Below are 14,010 nucleotides of genomic sequence, written 5' to 3' on the forward strand. Positions count from 1 at the left end.
ACGGCCCTACGGGGGCGGGGCGGGGGTACGCGGGACCGTGAGGCCGCGGGGGAAGCTGGTGGTGTGAAATCCGACCGGCTGCTCTCGATCCTCCTGCTGCTCCAGACCCGCGGCCTCGTGCCCGCCACCGAGCTCGCCGAGCGCCTCGAAGTCTCCGTACGCACGATCTACCGCGACATCGAGGCGCTCTCCGCCTCCGGCGTCCCCGTCTACACCGAACGGGGGCGGCGCGGGGGCGTCGCCCTGCTGCCGGGCTTCCGTACGGACGTCACCGGGCTCACCGCGGACGAGGCGCGCGCCCTCTTCGTCCTCGCCGCGCAGGGCGCCCATGCCCCGCTCGGTCTCGACGCGGCGCTCGGTTCCGCGCTGCGCAAGGTCATGGCGGCCCTGCCCGCGCCGCACCGGCCCGCCGCCGAGCTGACCAGCAGACGGATCCTGGTCGACCCGGTGCGCTGGATGAGTGGCCCGCAGCCGGTCGTCGACATCGCCGAACTGAACGAGGCCGTGTTCGCCGACCGGCGGCTGCGGCTCGGCTACCGGCACAGCGGCACCCGGACCCCGCGCACCTACACCGTCGACCCGTACGGCCTCGTCGTGAAGGCGGGCGTCTGGTACCTGGTCGCGGACCACGACGGGGAGCCCCGGCTCTTCAGGGCGGACCGGGTGCGTCGGGCCGTCCTCACCGAGGAGGCGGTCGTGCGCCGGCCCGGGGTGGAACTGGCGGACCTGTGGGACGAGTTGCGCAAGCGGGTCGAGGAGCGGCCCGGGGGCGTGCGGCTGCGCGTACGGGTGCACCGTTCCCGGCTCGACCTGTTCGTGCGCCTCCACGCCGGGGTGCTGACCGGGGAACCCCGGCCCGAGGGGCGAACGGAGCGAGGTGCGCGCGGGCAGCGGGCGCGGGGCGGGGGGCAAGGCGACTGGGTGCGGGCCGAACTGGCCGTGGACTCGGTGGAGTGGGCCCGCTCCCTGCTCTCCTTCGGCCCGAACCTCGAAGTGCTCTCTCCGCCGGAGGCGCGGACCGTTCTCGCCCGTCACGCGGCGGCGGTGGTCGCGCTGTACGGGGAGCCGGGGCCGGACGTGGAGGGCGGGCAGGACTTCGCAGCCGCCTCGGGGACGGCCCAGGGGGGGGATCGGGTCCGGCGGGTTCGGGGGGCCTGACCGGCGGATCGGGGGTCCGGGCGGGCTCGGGGCTGACCGGCGGATCGGGTCAGGGTGAGTCCGAGGGGCTGACCGGCGGATCAGGGCCGGGCGGGCCCTGAGGCGCCCGCGCCGCCCGTACCGTCTGCGCCGTCTGCGCCGTCTGCGCCGCCCGCACCGTGCGTATCGTCCGCGCCGTCTGCGCCGCCCGCACCGTGCGTATCGTCTGCGCCGCCCGCGCCGCCCGCGCCGCCCGCACCGCCCGCACCGTGCGTATCGTCTGCACCGCCCGCACCGCCCGCACCGCCCGCACCGCCCGCACCGCCCGCGCCGCCCGCACCGTCCAGCCAGTGCAGTCTGCCGAGGGTGATCAGTCTCAGCCGGCGGCGGGCCACCCCGGCCACCTGCTGCTCGCCTTCCGGTCCCGCGTCGAGGAGCGCCGAGGCGGTGATCACCATGTGGTCGACATGGAGGCCGCCCAGCATCAGCAGATCCTCCTCGCTCCAGCCCCGGGACTGCGGCTCCTCGGCGAGGGCCGCCGCCACCTCCTCGGCGAATCGCCGCAGCTGGGCTGCTATGGCCTCGCGGACCGGGCCCACGCCGCCGTGCTGTTCGCGGGCGATGAAGCGGAAGTGGGCGGGCTGCTCACGGACGTGACGTGCGATCAGTTCGACGCTGCGGTCCAGTCGTTCCTCGCTGTCGCAGGTCTCGGCGGGCGTCGCTCCGATCATCTCGTGCAAGCTGCCCAGCGCCTCCTCGACGAGTGCCACGCCGAGCGCGGCGGTGTCGTCGAAGTGCCGGTAGAAGGCGGTGGGTGTGACGCCCGCCGCCCGGGTCACCTCGCGCAGCCCCAGGCTGCTGAGGCTCTGACCCTCCAGCAGTCCGAGTGCGGCATCCAACAGGGCCTGACGGGTTCTCAGCTTCTGGGCCTGGCGGATGCCCGCGGTGTGACTCATGCCATTCAGTAAACAACTGTTCTCCGGGGCGGGGAAGGAGCGTCCGGAGCTAGACTGACAAGTCAGTGAACAGCCGTACTCTTAAATGCTCTTCGGGGCTTTGGGGAGCCGGCGGAAAGGCTGAACATGATCGTCCTCGTTGCCGCACTGCTTCTGCTCGGGGTCGTGCTCGGAGCGGTGGTCCAGATTCCGCTCCCGCTCAGCTTCGGGCTTGCCGCGTTGATCGGCTGCTGGCTGCTGATCTTCGCCGTGCGGGAGCGGGCGGGTACGCAGCGCAGGTGCCGCTGAGCTCCGTTCCGATCGCCGTTCCCGTCACCGATTCGAAGGAGCCCGCACCATGGCACTCACCGCGTCCGTCCGCTGCCGCGCCGCGAAGGCCGCTCCCGACGCCGAAGCCGGTTTCGGCACCGGCTCCGGTACCGGCCCTGACATCAACACCGGCGCCACCACCAGTACCGGCATCAACAGCGACGCCGACGGCCTTGCCGTGGCCTCCTTCGTGCTCGGGCTCATCGGCCTGCTGGTGATGAACATCCTGCTCGGCCCCACCGCCATCGTCATGGCGGTCATCGCCCTCGCCCGTTCCACTTCCCGCCGCGGCCGCGCCATCCTCGGGCTCGCCCTCGGCATCGCCGACCTTGTGGTGCTGGCCTTCCTGGTCACCGGCAGCGGGACGGTCTCCTGGAACCTCGCCGGCTGACCGGGACCGGCATGTACGGCCGTGCCGACGGCCCGCACCGGCGTCTCCGCCAGCACCGTCTCCGACCGGATCGGGCTCCGGACCGAGGCCGGCGGCCGAGTGCACGCGCGGTGCGCGGGGGCCGGGCCGCGGTGCGCCCGGCATACGCCCCGCCGGGGCTCGTAGAATCGAGCCCACCATGGCTTACCTCGACCACGCCGCGACCACGCCGATGCTTCCGGAAGCGATCGAGGCGATGACCGCCCAGCTCGCCGTCACCGGTAACGCGTCCTCACTGCACGCCGCCGGGCGCCGGGCCCGCCGTACCGTCGAGGAGTCGAGAGAGACCCTCGCCGACGCCCTCGGCGCGCGCCCCAGCGAGGTGGTCTTCACCGCCGGGGGCACCGAGGCGGACAATCTCGCGGTGAAGGGGCTGTACTGGGCCCGCCGCGCCGCCGACCCCCGTCGCACCCGAGTGCTGGCCAGCCCGGTCGAGCACCACGCGGTGCTGGACGCCGTCGACTGGCTCGCCGAACACGAGGGCGCGAACGTCGAATACCTCCCCGTCGATCGGCACGGACGCGTCCACCCGGACGCACTGCGCGAAGCGGTCCTCCGCAACCCCGACGACGTCGCGCTGGTCACCGTGATGTGGGCCAACAACGAGATCGGCACGATCATGCCGGTACGCGAACTGGCGGCCGTTGCCCAGGAGTTCGACGTACCGATGCATGCCGACGCGGTGCAGGCGTTCGGGCAGCTGGAAGTCGACTTCGCGCGGTCGGGGCTGGCCGCGATGACGGTCAGCGGGCACAAGATCGGCGGACCGTTCGGCATCGGAGCGCTGCTGCTCGGCCGCGAACACACCCCCGTGCCCGTGCTCCACGGCGGCGGCCAGGAGCGGCACGTCCGCTCGGGCACCCTCGACGTGCCCGCCATCGCCGCCTTTGCCGTCGCGGGACGGCTGGCCGCCGACGGGCGCGAGGAGTTCGCCCGCGAGATCGGGAGCCTCCGCGACGACCTCGTCGCGGAGGTGCTGGCGGCCGTGCCGGACGCCGTCCTCGGCGGGGATCCGGCCCCGGGCGGCCGACTCCCCGCCAACGCCCACTTCACCTTCCCCGGCTGCGAGGGCGACTCCCTGCTCCTGCTGCTGGACGCCCAGGGCATCGAATGCTCCACCGGCTCCGCGTGCACCGCGGGCATCGCCCAGCCGAGCCACGTCCTGCTCGCCACCGGCAGCGACCCGGACCTGGCCCGCGGCACCCTGCGCTTCTCGCTCGGCCACACGTCCACCAAGCAGGACATCGGCGAGGTGGCGCGCGCGATCGGACCGGCGGTGGAGCGGGCACGGACGGCGGGGCTCAGCTGAAATCGAGCCCGTCCGGCGATCGGGCGGGCCTCGTGGTCACCGCGCGTCCGCCGGTCAGGCGGTCCGTGCTGCCCGGACCAGCTTCAGATACCGGTCCCAGTCCCAGTGCTTCCCCGGGTCGGTGTGGTCCGTGCCCGGCACCTGCGCATGTCCGATGATGTGCTCGCGGTCGACCGGTATCCCGTACCGCCCGCATATTGCCGCCGTCAGCCGCGCCGACGCCCCGTACATCGCCGCCGTGAAGTCCTGCGGACGGTCCACGAAACCCTCGTGCTCGATGCCGACACTGCGTTCGTTGTACGACCTGTTCCCCGCGTGGAACGCCACATCCAGCTCACGGATCATCTGCGCCACATGGCCGTCCTTGCGCACCACGTAGTGCGCCGCCGCCCCGTGTCCCGGGTCCTGGAAGGCCTTCACCACGCTTCCGTAGCCGCCCTGGGTGACATGGACGACGACCCGGTCGATCGGATAGTCGGCGGGGCGATCGGCCCGCCGCCAGTTCGCCGGGGACGCGGCTATCCACTGGGCGCGGACGTAATCCACCTCACCCGGTTTGCGGGGCTTGTCCACCCCCGGCAGCCGCCACCAGGCGCGCTCCAGCTTCTCCCGCGCCAGCACCGCGGTACCCGCGGCCGTGACGGCGGCGCCGATCAGCAGCCCGCGCCGGCTGATGCCGCGCCCGGACCCCGCCGCGGACCCCTCGGTGCCCGCCGTCCCCTTGCTGCCCATGTGGTCCACAACGCTTATCCGCGAGCGTTCGGTTCCCGGCGCCCCGTACTCTGGTGGGGCTATGACTCAGACTTCCCAGCGCCCCCTCCGTGTGCTCGCCGCCATGTCCGGCGGTGTCGATTCCGCCGTTGCTGCGGCCCGCGCCGCCGAGGCGGGCCACGACGTGACCGGTGTGCACCTCGCCCTCTCCGCGAACCCGCAGTCCTTCCGTACCGGAGCGCGAGGCTGTTGCACGATCGAGGACTCCCGCGACGCGCGCCGCGCCGCGGATGTCATCGGCATCCCGTTCTACGTCTGGGACCTGGCGGAACGCTTCCGCGAGGACGTCGTGGACGACTTCGTCGCCGAGTACGAGGCGGGCCGCACGCCCAACCCGTGCCTGCGCTGCAACGAGAAGATCAAGTTCGCCGCACTGCTCGACAAGGCCCTCGCACTCGGCTTCGACGCCGTGTGCACCGGCCACTACGCCACGGTCGTCCTGCGCGAGGACGGCAGCCGCGAGCTGCACCGCGCCTCCGACATGGCCAAGGACCAGTCGTACGTCCTCGGCGTCCTGGACGAGAAGCAGCTCGCCCACGCGATGTTCCCGCTCGGCGACACCCTCACCACCAAGGACGAGATCCGCGCCGAGGCCGAGCGCCGGGGCCTGGCCGTCGCCAAGAAGCCCGACAGCCACGACATCTGCTTCATCGCCGACGGCGACACCCAGGGCTTCCTGGCGAGCCGGCTCGGCACGGCCGAGGGCGACATCGTCGACGAGTCGGGCACGAAGGTCGGCACCCACGAGGGCGCCTTCGGATTCACCATCGGCCAGCGCAAGGGGCTGCGCATCGGCCACCCCGCCCCCGACGGCAAGCCGCGCTACGTCCTGGACATCTCCCCGGTGAACAACACGGTGACGGTCGGCCCGGTCGAGTCCCTGGACGTCACCGCACTCACCGCCATCAGGCCCCGCTGGTGCGGCACCGCCCCGGCCGGCCCCGGCACGTACACCGCCCAGCTCCGCGCCCACGGCGGCGAGACCGAGGTGACGGCCGAACTGGTCGACGGCACCCTGAACGTCTCGTTCACCGAGCCGGTACGGGGCGTGGCCCCCGGCCAGGCGGTCGTGCTCTACGACGGCACCCGCGTGCTCGGCTCGGCGACGATCGCGACGACGGTACGACGGGAGACGGCTCCGGCCGGCTGACCGCCCCGGCTCACCGGCCTCGGCTGACGGCCGGGGCCGGCGCTGCCAGGACGGCCGTCATAGGCTGCTGGCTCGAACGGCAGGCCCCAGGGCCGGTCCCGGCGGATCTCATCGGCGCCCTCGCGCCGCAGTGCTGTCACCAGCTTCCGGAACTGGCGCGATGCCGTCGTTCATGCGCGCACAACGGCGAACTCACTGGAGATGGGGCTGCTGCGCCACTCAGCCGCCGGGACCCTGCGGATAGGTGTGAACGATGTACGCCCAGCGTGCTGCGCCCGCTGCCACAAAGATCAGTGACGGCGCCAGCCACCAGCGGTTGAGGGTCCGCCGCCGCACGGGAAGCAGGGCGAGCAGGGAGGTGATGACGCCGAGCATGATCAGCAACGCCGACGCGAACTCGATACCCGTCAGCGTCTGTTCGTCCCAGGCCCCTTGTGGCTGAGTCACAAGTGCGCCGTAGGCAACGTAGGCGTTGAGCAGGTTCGCGAGGATGAGGATCACTCCCCATGGCCCTCGCAGCAGGCCGGTCACTTCAGGGCGCTCCTCGCATCGTCCAGATTCTTGTCGAAGCCACGGCCGTAGGCCTGGGCTTTGTCATCCTGCCAATAAGGGCCACCGTTGTAGCGGGCGGCGAGTTCCTGGCGCTGCTCTCGCGTCATTTCGTCCGCCGGTACGTCGGTGAAGCCGCTCTCTTCCTTGAGCATGGCCAGATACTCGGAGGCGATGAAGATGTTCTGCCCGGGATCCTGGAGCGATGCCTCGATGATATCCCGTTGCCCCTCTGTGAGGTTTGCCGGGTCGTACCCGAGAACCTCCGCTGCCCTCCTCACCTGGATGGCGATGGGACCGAAGGACGTCTCGTCCGGCGAGCCACCGAGCCGCGAGGGCAGGTTCTCCGGGGTGTCGGACAACCAGCCGTCCCTGGCCAGTTCGCGGATGGTGTCGACACCATCGTCCATCCAGCCCCATTGTCCGCCTACCTCCTGCCAGGCGATGCCCGCGACCATGTCGGGGGGCAGGCCGGATCTTTGCGCCGCCGCGGTGATGACGTCCTTGTTCGCCGCGATCCACTCGCGACGTTCCTCAGCGTTCCTCGGCACGGCCCAGTAGGCGTCGGTGGCCTCCGGAAGCTCGGTGAGGCGCATCCTGATGTCCATGAGGGACGGCGATACGTCGTCCTTCCCCACCGCCTTGGTGAACTCCGCCTTGGATCCGCTGCCGGGGAGACGGGTGAGCGAGTCCCTGCTGGCTTCGGCGACTTCGGCTCGGAGCGCGGGAATGGCGTCGATCAGGCTCTTCGCGTCGACGAAGTCGCCACCGCGGAAGTCGGGCAGCGCCTTGTGCGCCTTGTCAAGCGCCGCCGTGCACACGTCCCGGGCCTCACTTTCCACCGTCTTGGCGCGATGGTAGGCCGCACTGGCCTGATCGTGAGCGCGGTTCGCTTCGTCCTTGATGTCGTCGATGTCCGCCGTGAGCTCGGCGGCCCAGTCCAGGAACCCCGTCGTACCCCGCAGGTCCTCCCACTGATGCATCGGGCCGGCTTCTTGCGCCTGACGTGTCTCGGCGTCCGCGACCTGGGATATGAGACTGGCCAACGTCTGCTCCGCCGCCTTGCCGTCCGAGTAGTGGGACTTGGCAGTCTCGAGCGCCGACGCGTAGTGCAGGAGCGTGCTCTGAGCCTTGTCGTAGCCGTCGGCCAGATGCGTGATCAGGTCACGTGCCTCGCGGAGCCGGTTGTCGTACGGCTTGCGGTTCTCGCTCACCCACTGCGTGTGGGTGGCGGCCCGCTTCGCGCCAGGCTCGACGTCGAGCAGCAGATCACGCAGCCTCTTGAACTCAAGGGCATTGCGCTCCACGAGAGCAGGGTTGCAGTCCTCAAGGAACCTGACGTCCTGTCGGTAGGTGTAGGCCATGGGGGGCTCACCTGTCTTCCGGGGCTATGTACTGCCCCAGCTCGAGAATGGCGTTCATCATGCCGCCGACCACCTCACCGTCGTAGTCGACGAACGTGCCATTTGCTTCTCTGAGCCGCGTGGACAACGCGGCGAGCAGCGACGTCACGTCCTGGTACTGGTCGTCCGCGAAGCGGGCGAACTGATCGACCTTCGCCGCGACGTCCGGGTGTGAGCGCGGCGCGCGTGCCATCGTGCAGAGGTCGCCGTCGGGCCGCCCTTCGTAGAGAAGCCCTGACAGCTCGATCAGGAAGTTCGAATTCCCGTTGAGTGAGTCATGGTTGACGCGGAGTTCATCGCCCTTACCTCCTTGATCGTCACCCCCGCCTCCACCGGTTCCGGCATCGGCGGGAAGCTGGTTGAGCTGCATCTGCGCTGAACGCCTCTCCACCGCCTGGGCCTTCAGCTGTTCCCACTCGTCCCACGTCATATGACCCTCGTCCCCCGACACTCCGCGCGGCCCGTTCCGCTGCGCGGATTCCATCATCCAATCGACTGGAACGACCGGCCGACCCACCCCGCGAATCAACAGCATGCTGATGGAGGCGCCGGCCCGGTGACTGGATTCCAGCTCAGCCGATGTCGTTGTAGCCGGTCTTCACTCCCAGGACAAGTGCACGTAGCGCACCCCGGCTTGTCACCGGAACGGCATCCGGGTTCTCGCTCTCGCGGATTGCGATGAGGTCCGCGTTCGCTGCGGAGACCTCAACGCAGGCATTGCCGGAGGCCTCCGAGAACGAGGACTTGATCCAGTTCAGCTCGGGCAACTCGGGCAAGGTGAACTCCTCCTGCAGTTCTCCGGCGATCTCAAGGACGAGATCCCTCGACGCACTCAGATTCGACGCGACCCGTTCGACCAAGTCCAGGCGACGTCGGAAGGCGGCCAACTGGGTCGGTGAGTCCGTGAGGACGGCACCGATCGGAGAGTCCACCTCAACGGTGTCCAAGTGGTGGCTGGCGGCGAACACGTACATCAGGGTGTCCCCAGCCATGGGGGAGCCCTCGGCGGCGAAGGGGATCACGAGCAACCGGACATTGGGACGTTCGCTCTCTTCCAAGAGGCGGCCCAACTGGGCCCCGGCTACTTTGCGCCCGCCGGCAGGAAGCCGAAGAGCCGCTTCGTGGACCAAGCCCACGTAGGGCACCCGGTCTGCCGCCACCACGCTGTGCCGGGCCAGCCGATGGGCCACCCGCAATTCGACTTCCAGCCCGGGCAAGGCCGGCACGAAGAGGTCGAAGAGGGCGCGAGCGTGCTCGTCGGTCTGGAAGGGGCCGGGAATGTGAGCTGTCTGGGGCGTGCGCAAGCCCGTCGCGTGGTGTTCCAGTTCCGCCACGTCCAGAAAGTCCGGCGGGATCTTGCCCCGGTATCCGTCCGACCAGCCCCGCGGACACCCTCCGGTCATCGTGGCGAGGGCATCGATCAGTTCCGGATCGTCGCACTCGTAGAGCACCGCCACCACGAAAGCAACCACCCGTGGCGCACGTCTACTTGTCACCACTCGCACACACCCCAGAAGGTGTCCGTGGAGGCTGAATCCAACCCCTACACCCACCACCCCGCCCCGTCCCGTTCGCCGAGCCCCGGCAGTACGAGCTCGCCTTCCCCTGCGACCCGCGCAGCCCCCGTATCGCCCGCACCACACCGAGCCATCCTCGGTGCCCACGAACTGACCCAACTCAGCCACCACACCGAGCTTTTGACCTCCGAGCTGACCAGCAACCCCGTACGGCACACCAAAGGACCCGCCGCCGTGCGGCTCCAATGGCGGCACCCCGTGCTCCGGATCAGCGTCTGGGACATGAGCCCGGACCTGCCCAAGCCGTACGTCCCGCCCGCCGACCCCCACGCCGAAGCCGGGCGTGGCGTGGCCATCCTCGAACTCGTCGCCGACCGGTGGGGAGGGTGCGCCATAGGGGAAGGGGCGTACGGGCCGGGCGGCAAGACGGTCTGGTTCGAGCTCGCCATCGGTGTCTGACGGGAGAACAGATCTGAGGGATGTCCGGGTTCGTTTCCGCCGACAGGCGAGCCCGACGGTGCCGGAATGAGCGACTTCTGGGGTCAGGCCGTGTCCCTGCCGGTCATTCCGCATGTGCCCCGCCCGGTCACGTCCGACCCCTGTACGGGCGTGACCGGGCGGGGCGGGGCGGGGGGTTCAGGAGGCCCGGCGTGCGTACACGTCCCTGGCGAAGAACTCCGCCAGGACCGGGGCCATCACCTGGGGCGCCAGCTCGCGTGTCTGGCCGGTCAGGGTGCGGTGGCGGGCGCGGGGGAGCGCGTCCGCGAGGGCGCGGGTCGACAGCCGGGCCCGGGTGGGGCTGGAGCCGCCGCAGACCACCAGCGTGCGCGCCGTGACGGACGTGAACCGCTCGGCCGGGACCGAGCCGTCGCCGAGCAGCGCGTCATCGTGCGCGAGGGTGTGCGCCATCGACACCAGACCGCCCCACAGCGGTGCGCGCCGCATCCGGGCGATCATGTCGGCCGGGACGCCCGTCACGGACAGGAACAGCTCCACGGCCCCGCCGCGGTCCCCGGCGGACAGCATCCGGTGCAGCCGGGCCGTGCAGCACGCCTTGAACTGCAGACCGGAGGGCCCGGGGGTGTACGGCGGTTCGTACACTGCGAGCAGATCGACGGGGAGCCCGGCGGCCTGGGCCTCCAGGGCCAGTGCCCCGCCGGTCTCCACGCCGAACACCGAGGCCCTGCCGCCCACCGCGCCGACCAGTGTGGCCAGGTCGTCGATCTCGCGCTCCACCGCGTACGGCCCGCTGCCGCCGCTGGAGCCGCGGCCGCGCCTGTCGTAGGTGACCACGTGGAAGTCCGGCGCGAGGAGGCTCGCCAGGGGAGCCTCGGTCGCCGCCGTGCTCAGCGCTCCGCCGACCAGGATCACCGGCGGTCCGTCGCCCCGGCGCCGATACGCGATCAAGGTGCCGTCGCGCGAGAGAATCTTGTCCATGTGAGGGTGGACTGCGAGGGGCCGAAGAAGTCATCGCCGCAGCCGAGAATTTTTTGAGATTCTTCAATACCGCAGGTCAGAAGGGTGGTTGAAGATCAGCTGGAGACGGCCTCGGTGTCGTAGAAGCAGAAGTGGTCCCTGATCGCCGCGACTTCGGACTTCGGCTCCGGATACGCCCAGACGAGATCGGCGGCGTCCGGTAGCGACCAGTAGGAGGCATCGCCCTTGAACGGGCAGTGCGTGCGGGTGTCCGAAGGTGTCAGTAGTTCGGTACGGACGTCCTCGGGCGGCAGGTAGTAACGGACCGGACAACCCGTCTCGCGCAGGACGAGCGGGCGGCGGCTCTCGGCGAGCACCTGCCCGTCGCGCACCACACGGACGTGCTCGGTGCCGGTCTCGACCGTGATGTGGTGTCCTCGTGTGGAAGTCATGTCAGGTTCAGCCGTGCCACGGACCGATTTCTTCCCCCTGCGGGTCTCCGTTCCTCTCCGGCTCCGCTTCCGCTTCCCTTCTCGGCCTTCCTCTTCCCTTCCCGGCCCTCCCCGGCGGCGGCCGGATTTCCACCCGGCCGTCCGTGTGTGTCAGTGGTGGCCTCTACGGTGTCTGCATGAACATCTGCGTTTTCCTCTCCGCCGCCGATCTCGACGACCGCTACACCCGGCCCGCCCGCGAATTCGCCGAACTGCTCGGCCGGGGCGGACACACACTGGTCTGGGGAGGGTCGGAGAGCGGTCTGATGAAGGTCGTCGCCGACGGCGTGCAGGAATCGGGCGGACGGCTGGTAGGGGTGTCGGTCGACTTCCTGGCGGCCAGGGCGCGTACCAACGCCGACGAGATGGTGATCGCGCGCGATCTCGCCGAGCGCAAGGCACTGCTCCTGGAGAAGGCCGACGCCGTCGTGATCATGGTGGGCGGCACCGGGACGCTCGACGAGGCGACCGAGATCCTGGAGCTGAAGAAGCACGGCAAGCACGCCAAGCCGGTGGTCCTGCTCAACACGGCGGGCTTCTACGACGGGCTGCGTCAGCAGTTCCAGCGCATGGAGGACGAGGGCTTCCTGCCCATTCCGCTGACCGACCTGGTGTTCTTCGCCAAGGACGGCGTGGGCGCCCTGGCCTACCTGGAGGAGTGGTCCGGCCTCCGCTGACGCGGCGGCGGGGCGACCGGGTGGGATGCGATCATGGGGGCATGTCCACTCATATCATCACCGGCGCTGGTTCCGGCATCGGCGCAGCCGTCACCCGTCGTCTCCTGGAGCGCGGTGACGAGACCGTGCTGCTGGCCCGTGACGCGGGCCGCGCGAAGGAACTGGCCGAGCTCCACCCCGGCGCCCGCACGCTCGTCGGTGACCTCTCCAACCCGGACCGCCTCTCCTGGGCGTTCGCCCAGCAGGCGATGCCCGAGCGGGTCGACTCGCTGCTGCACATCGCGGGCGTCGTCGAGCTCGGCCGGGTCGGTGATCTGACGCCCAAGGCGTGGCACTTCCAGCTCAACGCCAACCTGGTCGCGCCCGCCGAGCTGACCCGGCTCTTCCTGCCGCAACTGCGGGTCGCCCAGGGCCATGTGCTCTTCGTGAACTCGGGCGCCGGCCTCGACGCGCACGCCGAGTGGAGCGCGTACGCCGCGAGCAAGCACGGCCTGAAGGCGCTCGCCGACTCGCTGCGCCACGAGGAGCACGCCAACGGCATCCGGGTGACCTCCGTCTACCCGGGGCGCACCGCCAGCCCCATGCAGGCCAAGGTCCACCAGCAGGAGGGCAAGGAGTACGACACCTCCCGGCTGATCGACCCGGAGTCGGTGACCACCACGATCCTGATGGCCATCGACCTGCCGCGCGACGCCGAGGTCAACGACCTCACGGTGCGTCCCGGGCGCTGACCGTTACGGGTGCCGACCAGCATGGACGTTGAATGTCGCGGGCGCGGGCGCGGGCCGCACCGGGCGCGGCGCCCTGTCCGGCACCGGCCCGCCGGGCAGGCCCTAGGCTTCCCGTGTGAGCGAGAAGAGCAAGTTCAGGGGTTGCCCGGCCACCGGGATCGGTTCCATGCCGGGGGGAGACGCGCGGGAGGCGGCGAAGACCGTCACGGGGTCCTTCGGGGACGGCGAGGGCCTGCCGTATCTCGCGGAACTGCCGGCCCGCGGGCCCGGCGCGGACATGATCGGGCGGACCATCGGGCTGCTCGTCGAGCTGTACGGTCATGTCGAGCCCAGCGGCTGGCGGATCAGCGACCGGCCCGGACGGGACACCCGCCGGGCCAGGTCCTGGCTCGGCGAGGACCTCGACGCGCTGGAGGAGTTCACGCAGGGGTACGAGGGACCGCTCAAGGTCCAGGCCGTGGGGCCCTGGACGCTGGCCGCCGCCCTGGAACGGCGCGGCGGCGAGGCCGCGCTCGGCGACCCGGGGGCCTGCCGCGATCTGGCGGGTTCACTGACGGAAGGGCTCCGGGCCCACCTCGCGGAGGTGCGGCGCAGGGTGCCGGGCGCCGAGGTGGTCCTGCAACTCGACGAACCGTCGCTGACCGGCGTACTGCGCGGGCGGATCAGCACGGCGAGCGGCTACCGCACCTACCGGGCCGTGGACCGGCAGATCGTCGAGGGCACCCTGCGGGACGTGCTGGCGGCGGCCGGGGACGGGGCGACGGTCGTTCACACCTGTGCGCCCGATGTGCCGTTCGCGCTGCTGCGGCGGGCCGGGGCCGACGGTATCTCGTTCGATTTCTCGTTGGTCACCGAGCGTGAGGAGGAGGCGATCGGGGAAGCGGTCGAGGGCGGCACACAGCTCTTCCTCGGGGTGCTGCCGGGCACCGACCCGGCCTCGGGCGGATTGTCGGACCCGGGCGGTAGCGTCATGGGTGTCAGGACGCTGTGGCGCAGGTTGGGGCTGAATCCGGGGACTCTGACGGAGTCCGTGGTGATCACCCCGTCGTGCGGGCTCGCGGGTGCCTCGCCCGCGTACGCGCGCGCCGCGCTCGCCCACTGCGCCCGGGCCGCGAGATCGCTCGCAGACAACCCTGAGTAACGGGGCATCGGGTAACGGGAGGA

The 14,010-nt window shown here is 70.7% G+C and carries 16 protein-coding genes and 2 pseudogenes; 9 read left to right on the forward strand and 9 right to left on the reverse strand.

What is annotated here, in order from left to right; genetic code table 11:
- The first annotated feature begins 63 nt into the window (after positions 1–63).
- On the forward strand, positions 64–1,158 hold the full coding sequence (locus ACFVT1_RS29075; protein WP_389800636.1) for a helix-turn-helix transcriptional regulator: 1,095 nt from the start codon (positions 64–66) through the stop codon (positions 1,156–1,158).
- A 320-nt stretch (positions 1,159–1,478) separates the two neighbouring features.
- Here the strand turns inward: ACFVT1_RS29075 and ACFVT1_RS29080 are convergent.
- Positions 1,479–2,093, reverse strand: a pseudogene (locus ACFVT1_RS29080) (TetR family transcriptional regulator); the annotation flags it as partial.
- A 126-nt stretch (positions 2,094–2,219) separates the two neighbouring features.
- On the opposite strand from ACFVT1_RS29080, the gene ACFVT1_RS29085 reads away from it, so the two are divergent.
- From ACFVT1_RS29085 to ACFVT1_RS29095, 3 genes are all read left to right on the forward strand, one after another.
- Positions 2,220–2,381, forward strand: a complete 162-nt coding sequence (locus ACFVT1_RS29085) for a hypothetical protein (protein ID WP_389800638.1) — start codon at positions 2,220–2,222, stop codon at positions 2,379–2,381.
- Positions 2,382–2,430: 49 nt separating this feature from the next.
- Positions 2,431–2,793 (forward strand): DUF4190 domain-containing protein, encoded by a 363-nt coding sequence (locus ACFVT1_RS29090; protein ID WP_389800639.1) that lies wholly within the window; start codon positions 2,431–2,433, stop codon positions 2,791–2,793.
- 178 nt (positions 2,794–2,971) lie between these two features.
- Positions 2,972–4,141 (forward strand): cysteine desulfurase family protein, encoded by a 1,170-nt coding sequence (locus ACFVT1_RS29095; protein WP_389800641.1) that lies wholly within the window; start codon positions 2,972–2,974, stop codon positions 4,139–4,141.
- A 54-nt stretch (positions 4,142–4,195) separates the two neighbouring features.
- On the opposite strand, the gene ACFVT1_RS29100 is transcribed toward ACFVT1_RS29095, so the two are convergent.
- Positions 4,196–4,873 (reverse strand): N-acetylmuramoyl-L-alanine amidase, encoded by a 678-nt coding sequence (locus ACFVT1_RS29100; RefSeq protein WP_389800643.1) that lies wholly within the window; start codon positions 4,871–4,873, stop codon positions 4,196–4,198.
- Positions 4,874–4,934: 61 nt separating this feature from the next.
- On the opposite strand from ACFVT1_RS29100, the gene mnmA reads away from it, so the two are divergent.
- Positions 4,935–6,062: a tRNA 2-thiouridine(34) synthase MnmA gene (gene mnmA, locus ACFVT1_RS29105; RefSeq protein ID WP_389800645.1), complete on the forward strand. Its 1,128-nt coding sequence runs from the start codon at positions 4,935–4,937 to the stop codon at positions 6,060–6,062.
- 62 nt (positions 6,063–6,124) lie between these two features.
- Here the strand turns inward: mnmA and ACFVT1_RS29110 are convergent.
- From ACFVT1_RS29110 to ACFVT1_RS29130, 5 genes and pseudogenes are all read right to left on the reverse strand, one after another.
- Positions 6,125–6,220: pseudogene (locus ACFVT1_RS29110) on the reverse strand (IS5/IS1182 family transposase); the annotation flags it as partial.
- Between the two features lie 61 nt (positions 6,221–6,281).
- A complete protein-coding gene (locus ACFVT1_RS29115; RefSeq protein WP_389800647.1) occupies positions 6,282–6,593 on the reverse strand; it encodes a hypothetical protein in 312 nt (103 codons plus the stop codon).
- Positions 6,590–7,975, reverse strand: coding sequence for a hypothetical protein (locus ACFVT1_RS29120; protein ID WP_389800649.1), 1,386 nt, complete (start codon positions 7,973–7,975; stop codon positions 6,590–6,592). Before ACFVT1_RS29120 ends, ACFVT1_RS29115 begins: the two co-directional genes overlap by 4 nt.
- Before the next feature lie 7 nt (positions 7,976–7,982).
- Positions 7,983–8,444: a hypothetical protein gene (locus ACFVT1_RS29125; RefSeq protein ID WP_389800651.1), complete on the reverse strand. Its 462-nt coding sequence runs from the start codon at positions 8,442–8,444 to the stop codon at positions 7,983–7,985.
- 142 nt (positions 8,445–8,586) lie between these two features.
- On the reverse strand, positions 8,587–9,474 hold the full coding sequence (locus ACFVT1_RS29130; protein WP_389800653.1) for a DUF397 domain-containing protein: 888 nt from the start codon (positions 9,472–9,474) through the stop codon (positions 8,587–8,589).
- 63 nt (positions 9,475–9,537) lie between these two features.
- On the opposite strand from ACFVT1_RS29130, the gene ACFVT1_RS29135 reads away from it, so the two are divergent.
- Positions 9,538–9,990, forward strand: coding sequence for an ATP-binding protein (locus ACFVT1_RS29135; RefSeq protein ID WP_389800655.1), 453 nt, complete (start codon positions 9,538–9,540; stop codon positions 9,988–9,990).
- 177 nt (positions 9,991–10,167) lie between these two features.
- On the opposite strand, the gene ACFVT1_RS29140 is transcribed toward ACFVT1_RS29135, so the two are convergent.
- Both ACFVT1_RS29140 and ACFVT1_RS29145 read right to left on the reverse strand, forming a co-directional pair.
- Positions 10,168–10,968, reverse strand: a complete 801-nt coding sequence (locus ACFVT1_RS29140) for an alpha/beta fold hydrolase (RefSeq protein WP_389800657.1) — start codon at positions 10,966–10,968, stop codon at positions 10,168–10,170.
- Between the two features lie 95 nt (positions 10,969–11,063).
- On the reverse strand, positions 11,064–11,399 hold the full coding sequence (locus ACFVT1_RS29145; protein ID WP_389800659.1) for a DUF427 domain-containing protein: 336 nt from the start codon (positions 11,397–11,399) through the stop codon (positions 11,064–11,066).
- Positions 11,400–11,575: 176 nt separating this feature from the next.
- Here ACFVT1_RS29145 and ACFVT1_RS29150 point away from each other — a divergent pair, with 176 nt between their 5' ends.
- From ACFVT1_RS29150 to ACFVT1_RS29160, 3 genes are all read left to right on the forward strand, one after another.
- Positions 11,576–12,115: a TIGR00730 family Rossman fold protein gene (locus tag ACFVT1_RS29150; RefSeq protein WP_389800661.1), complete on the forward strand. Its 540-nt coding sequence runs from the start codon at positions 11,576–11,578 to the stop codon at positions 12,113–12,115.
- A gap of 41 nt (positions 12,116–12,156) precedes the next feature.
- Positions 12,157–12,846, forward strand: coding sequence for an SDR family oxidoreductase (locus ACFVT1_RS29155; RefSeq protein ID WP_389800663.1), 690 nt, complete (start codon positions 12,157–12,159; stop codon positions 12,844–12,846).
- 115 nt (positions 12,847–12,961) lie between these two features.
- Positions 12,962–13,987 (forward strand): methionine synthase, encoded by a 1,026-nt coding sequence (locus ACFVT1_RS29160; protein ID WP_389800665.1) that lies wholly within the window; start codon positions 12,962–12,964, stop codon positions 13,985–13,987.
- Positions 13,988–14,010: the final 23 nt, after the last annotated feature.

It is taken from the genome of Streptomyces sp. NPDC057963 (assembly GCF_042887155.1).
Lineage (GTDB): Bacteria > Actinomycetota > Actinomycetes > Streptomycetales > Streptomycetaceae > Streptomyces.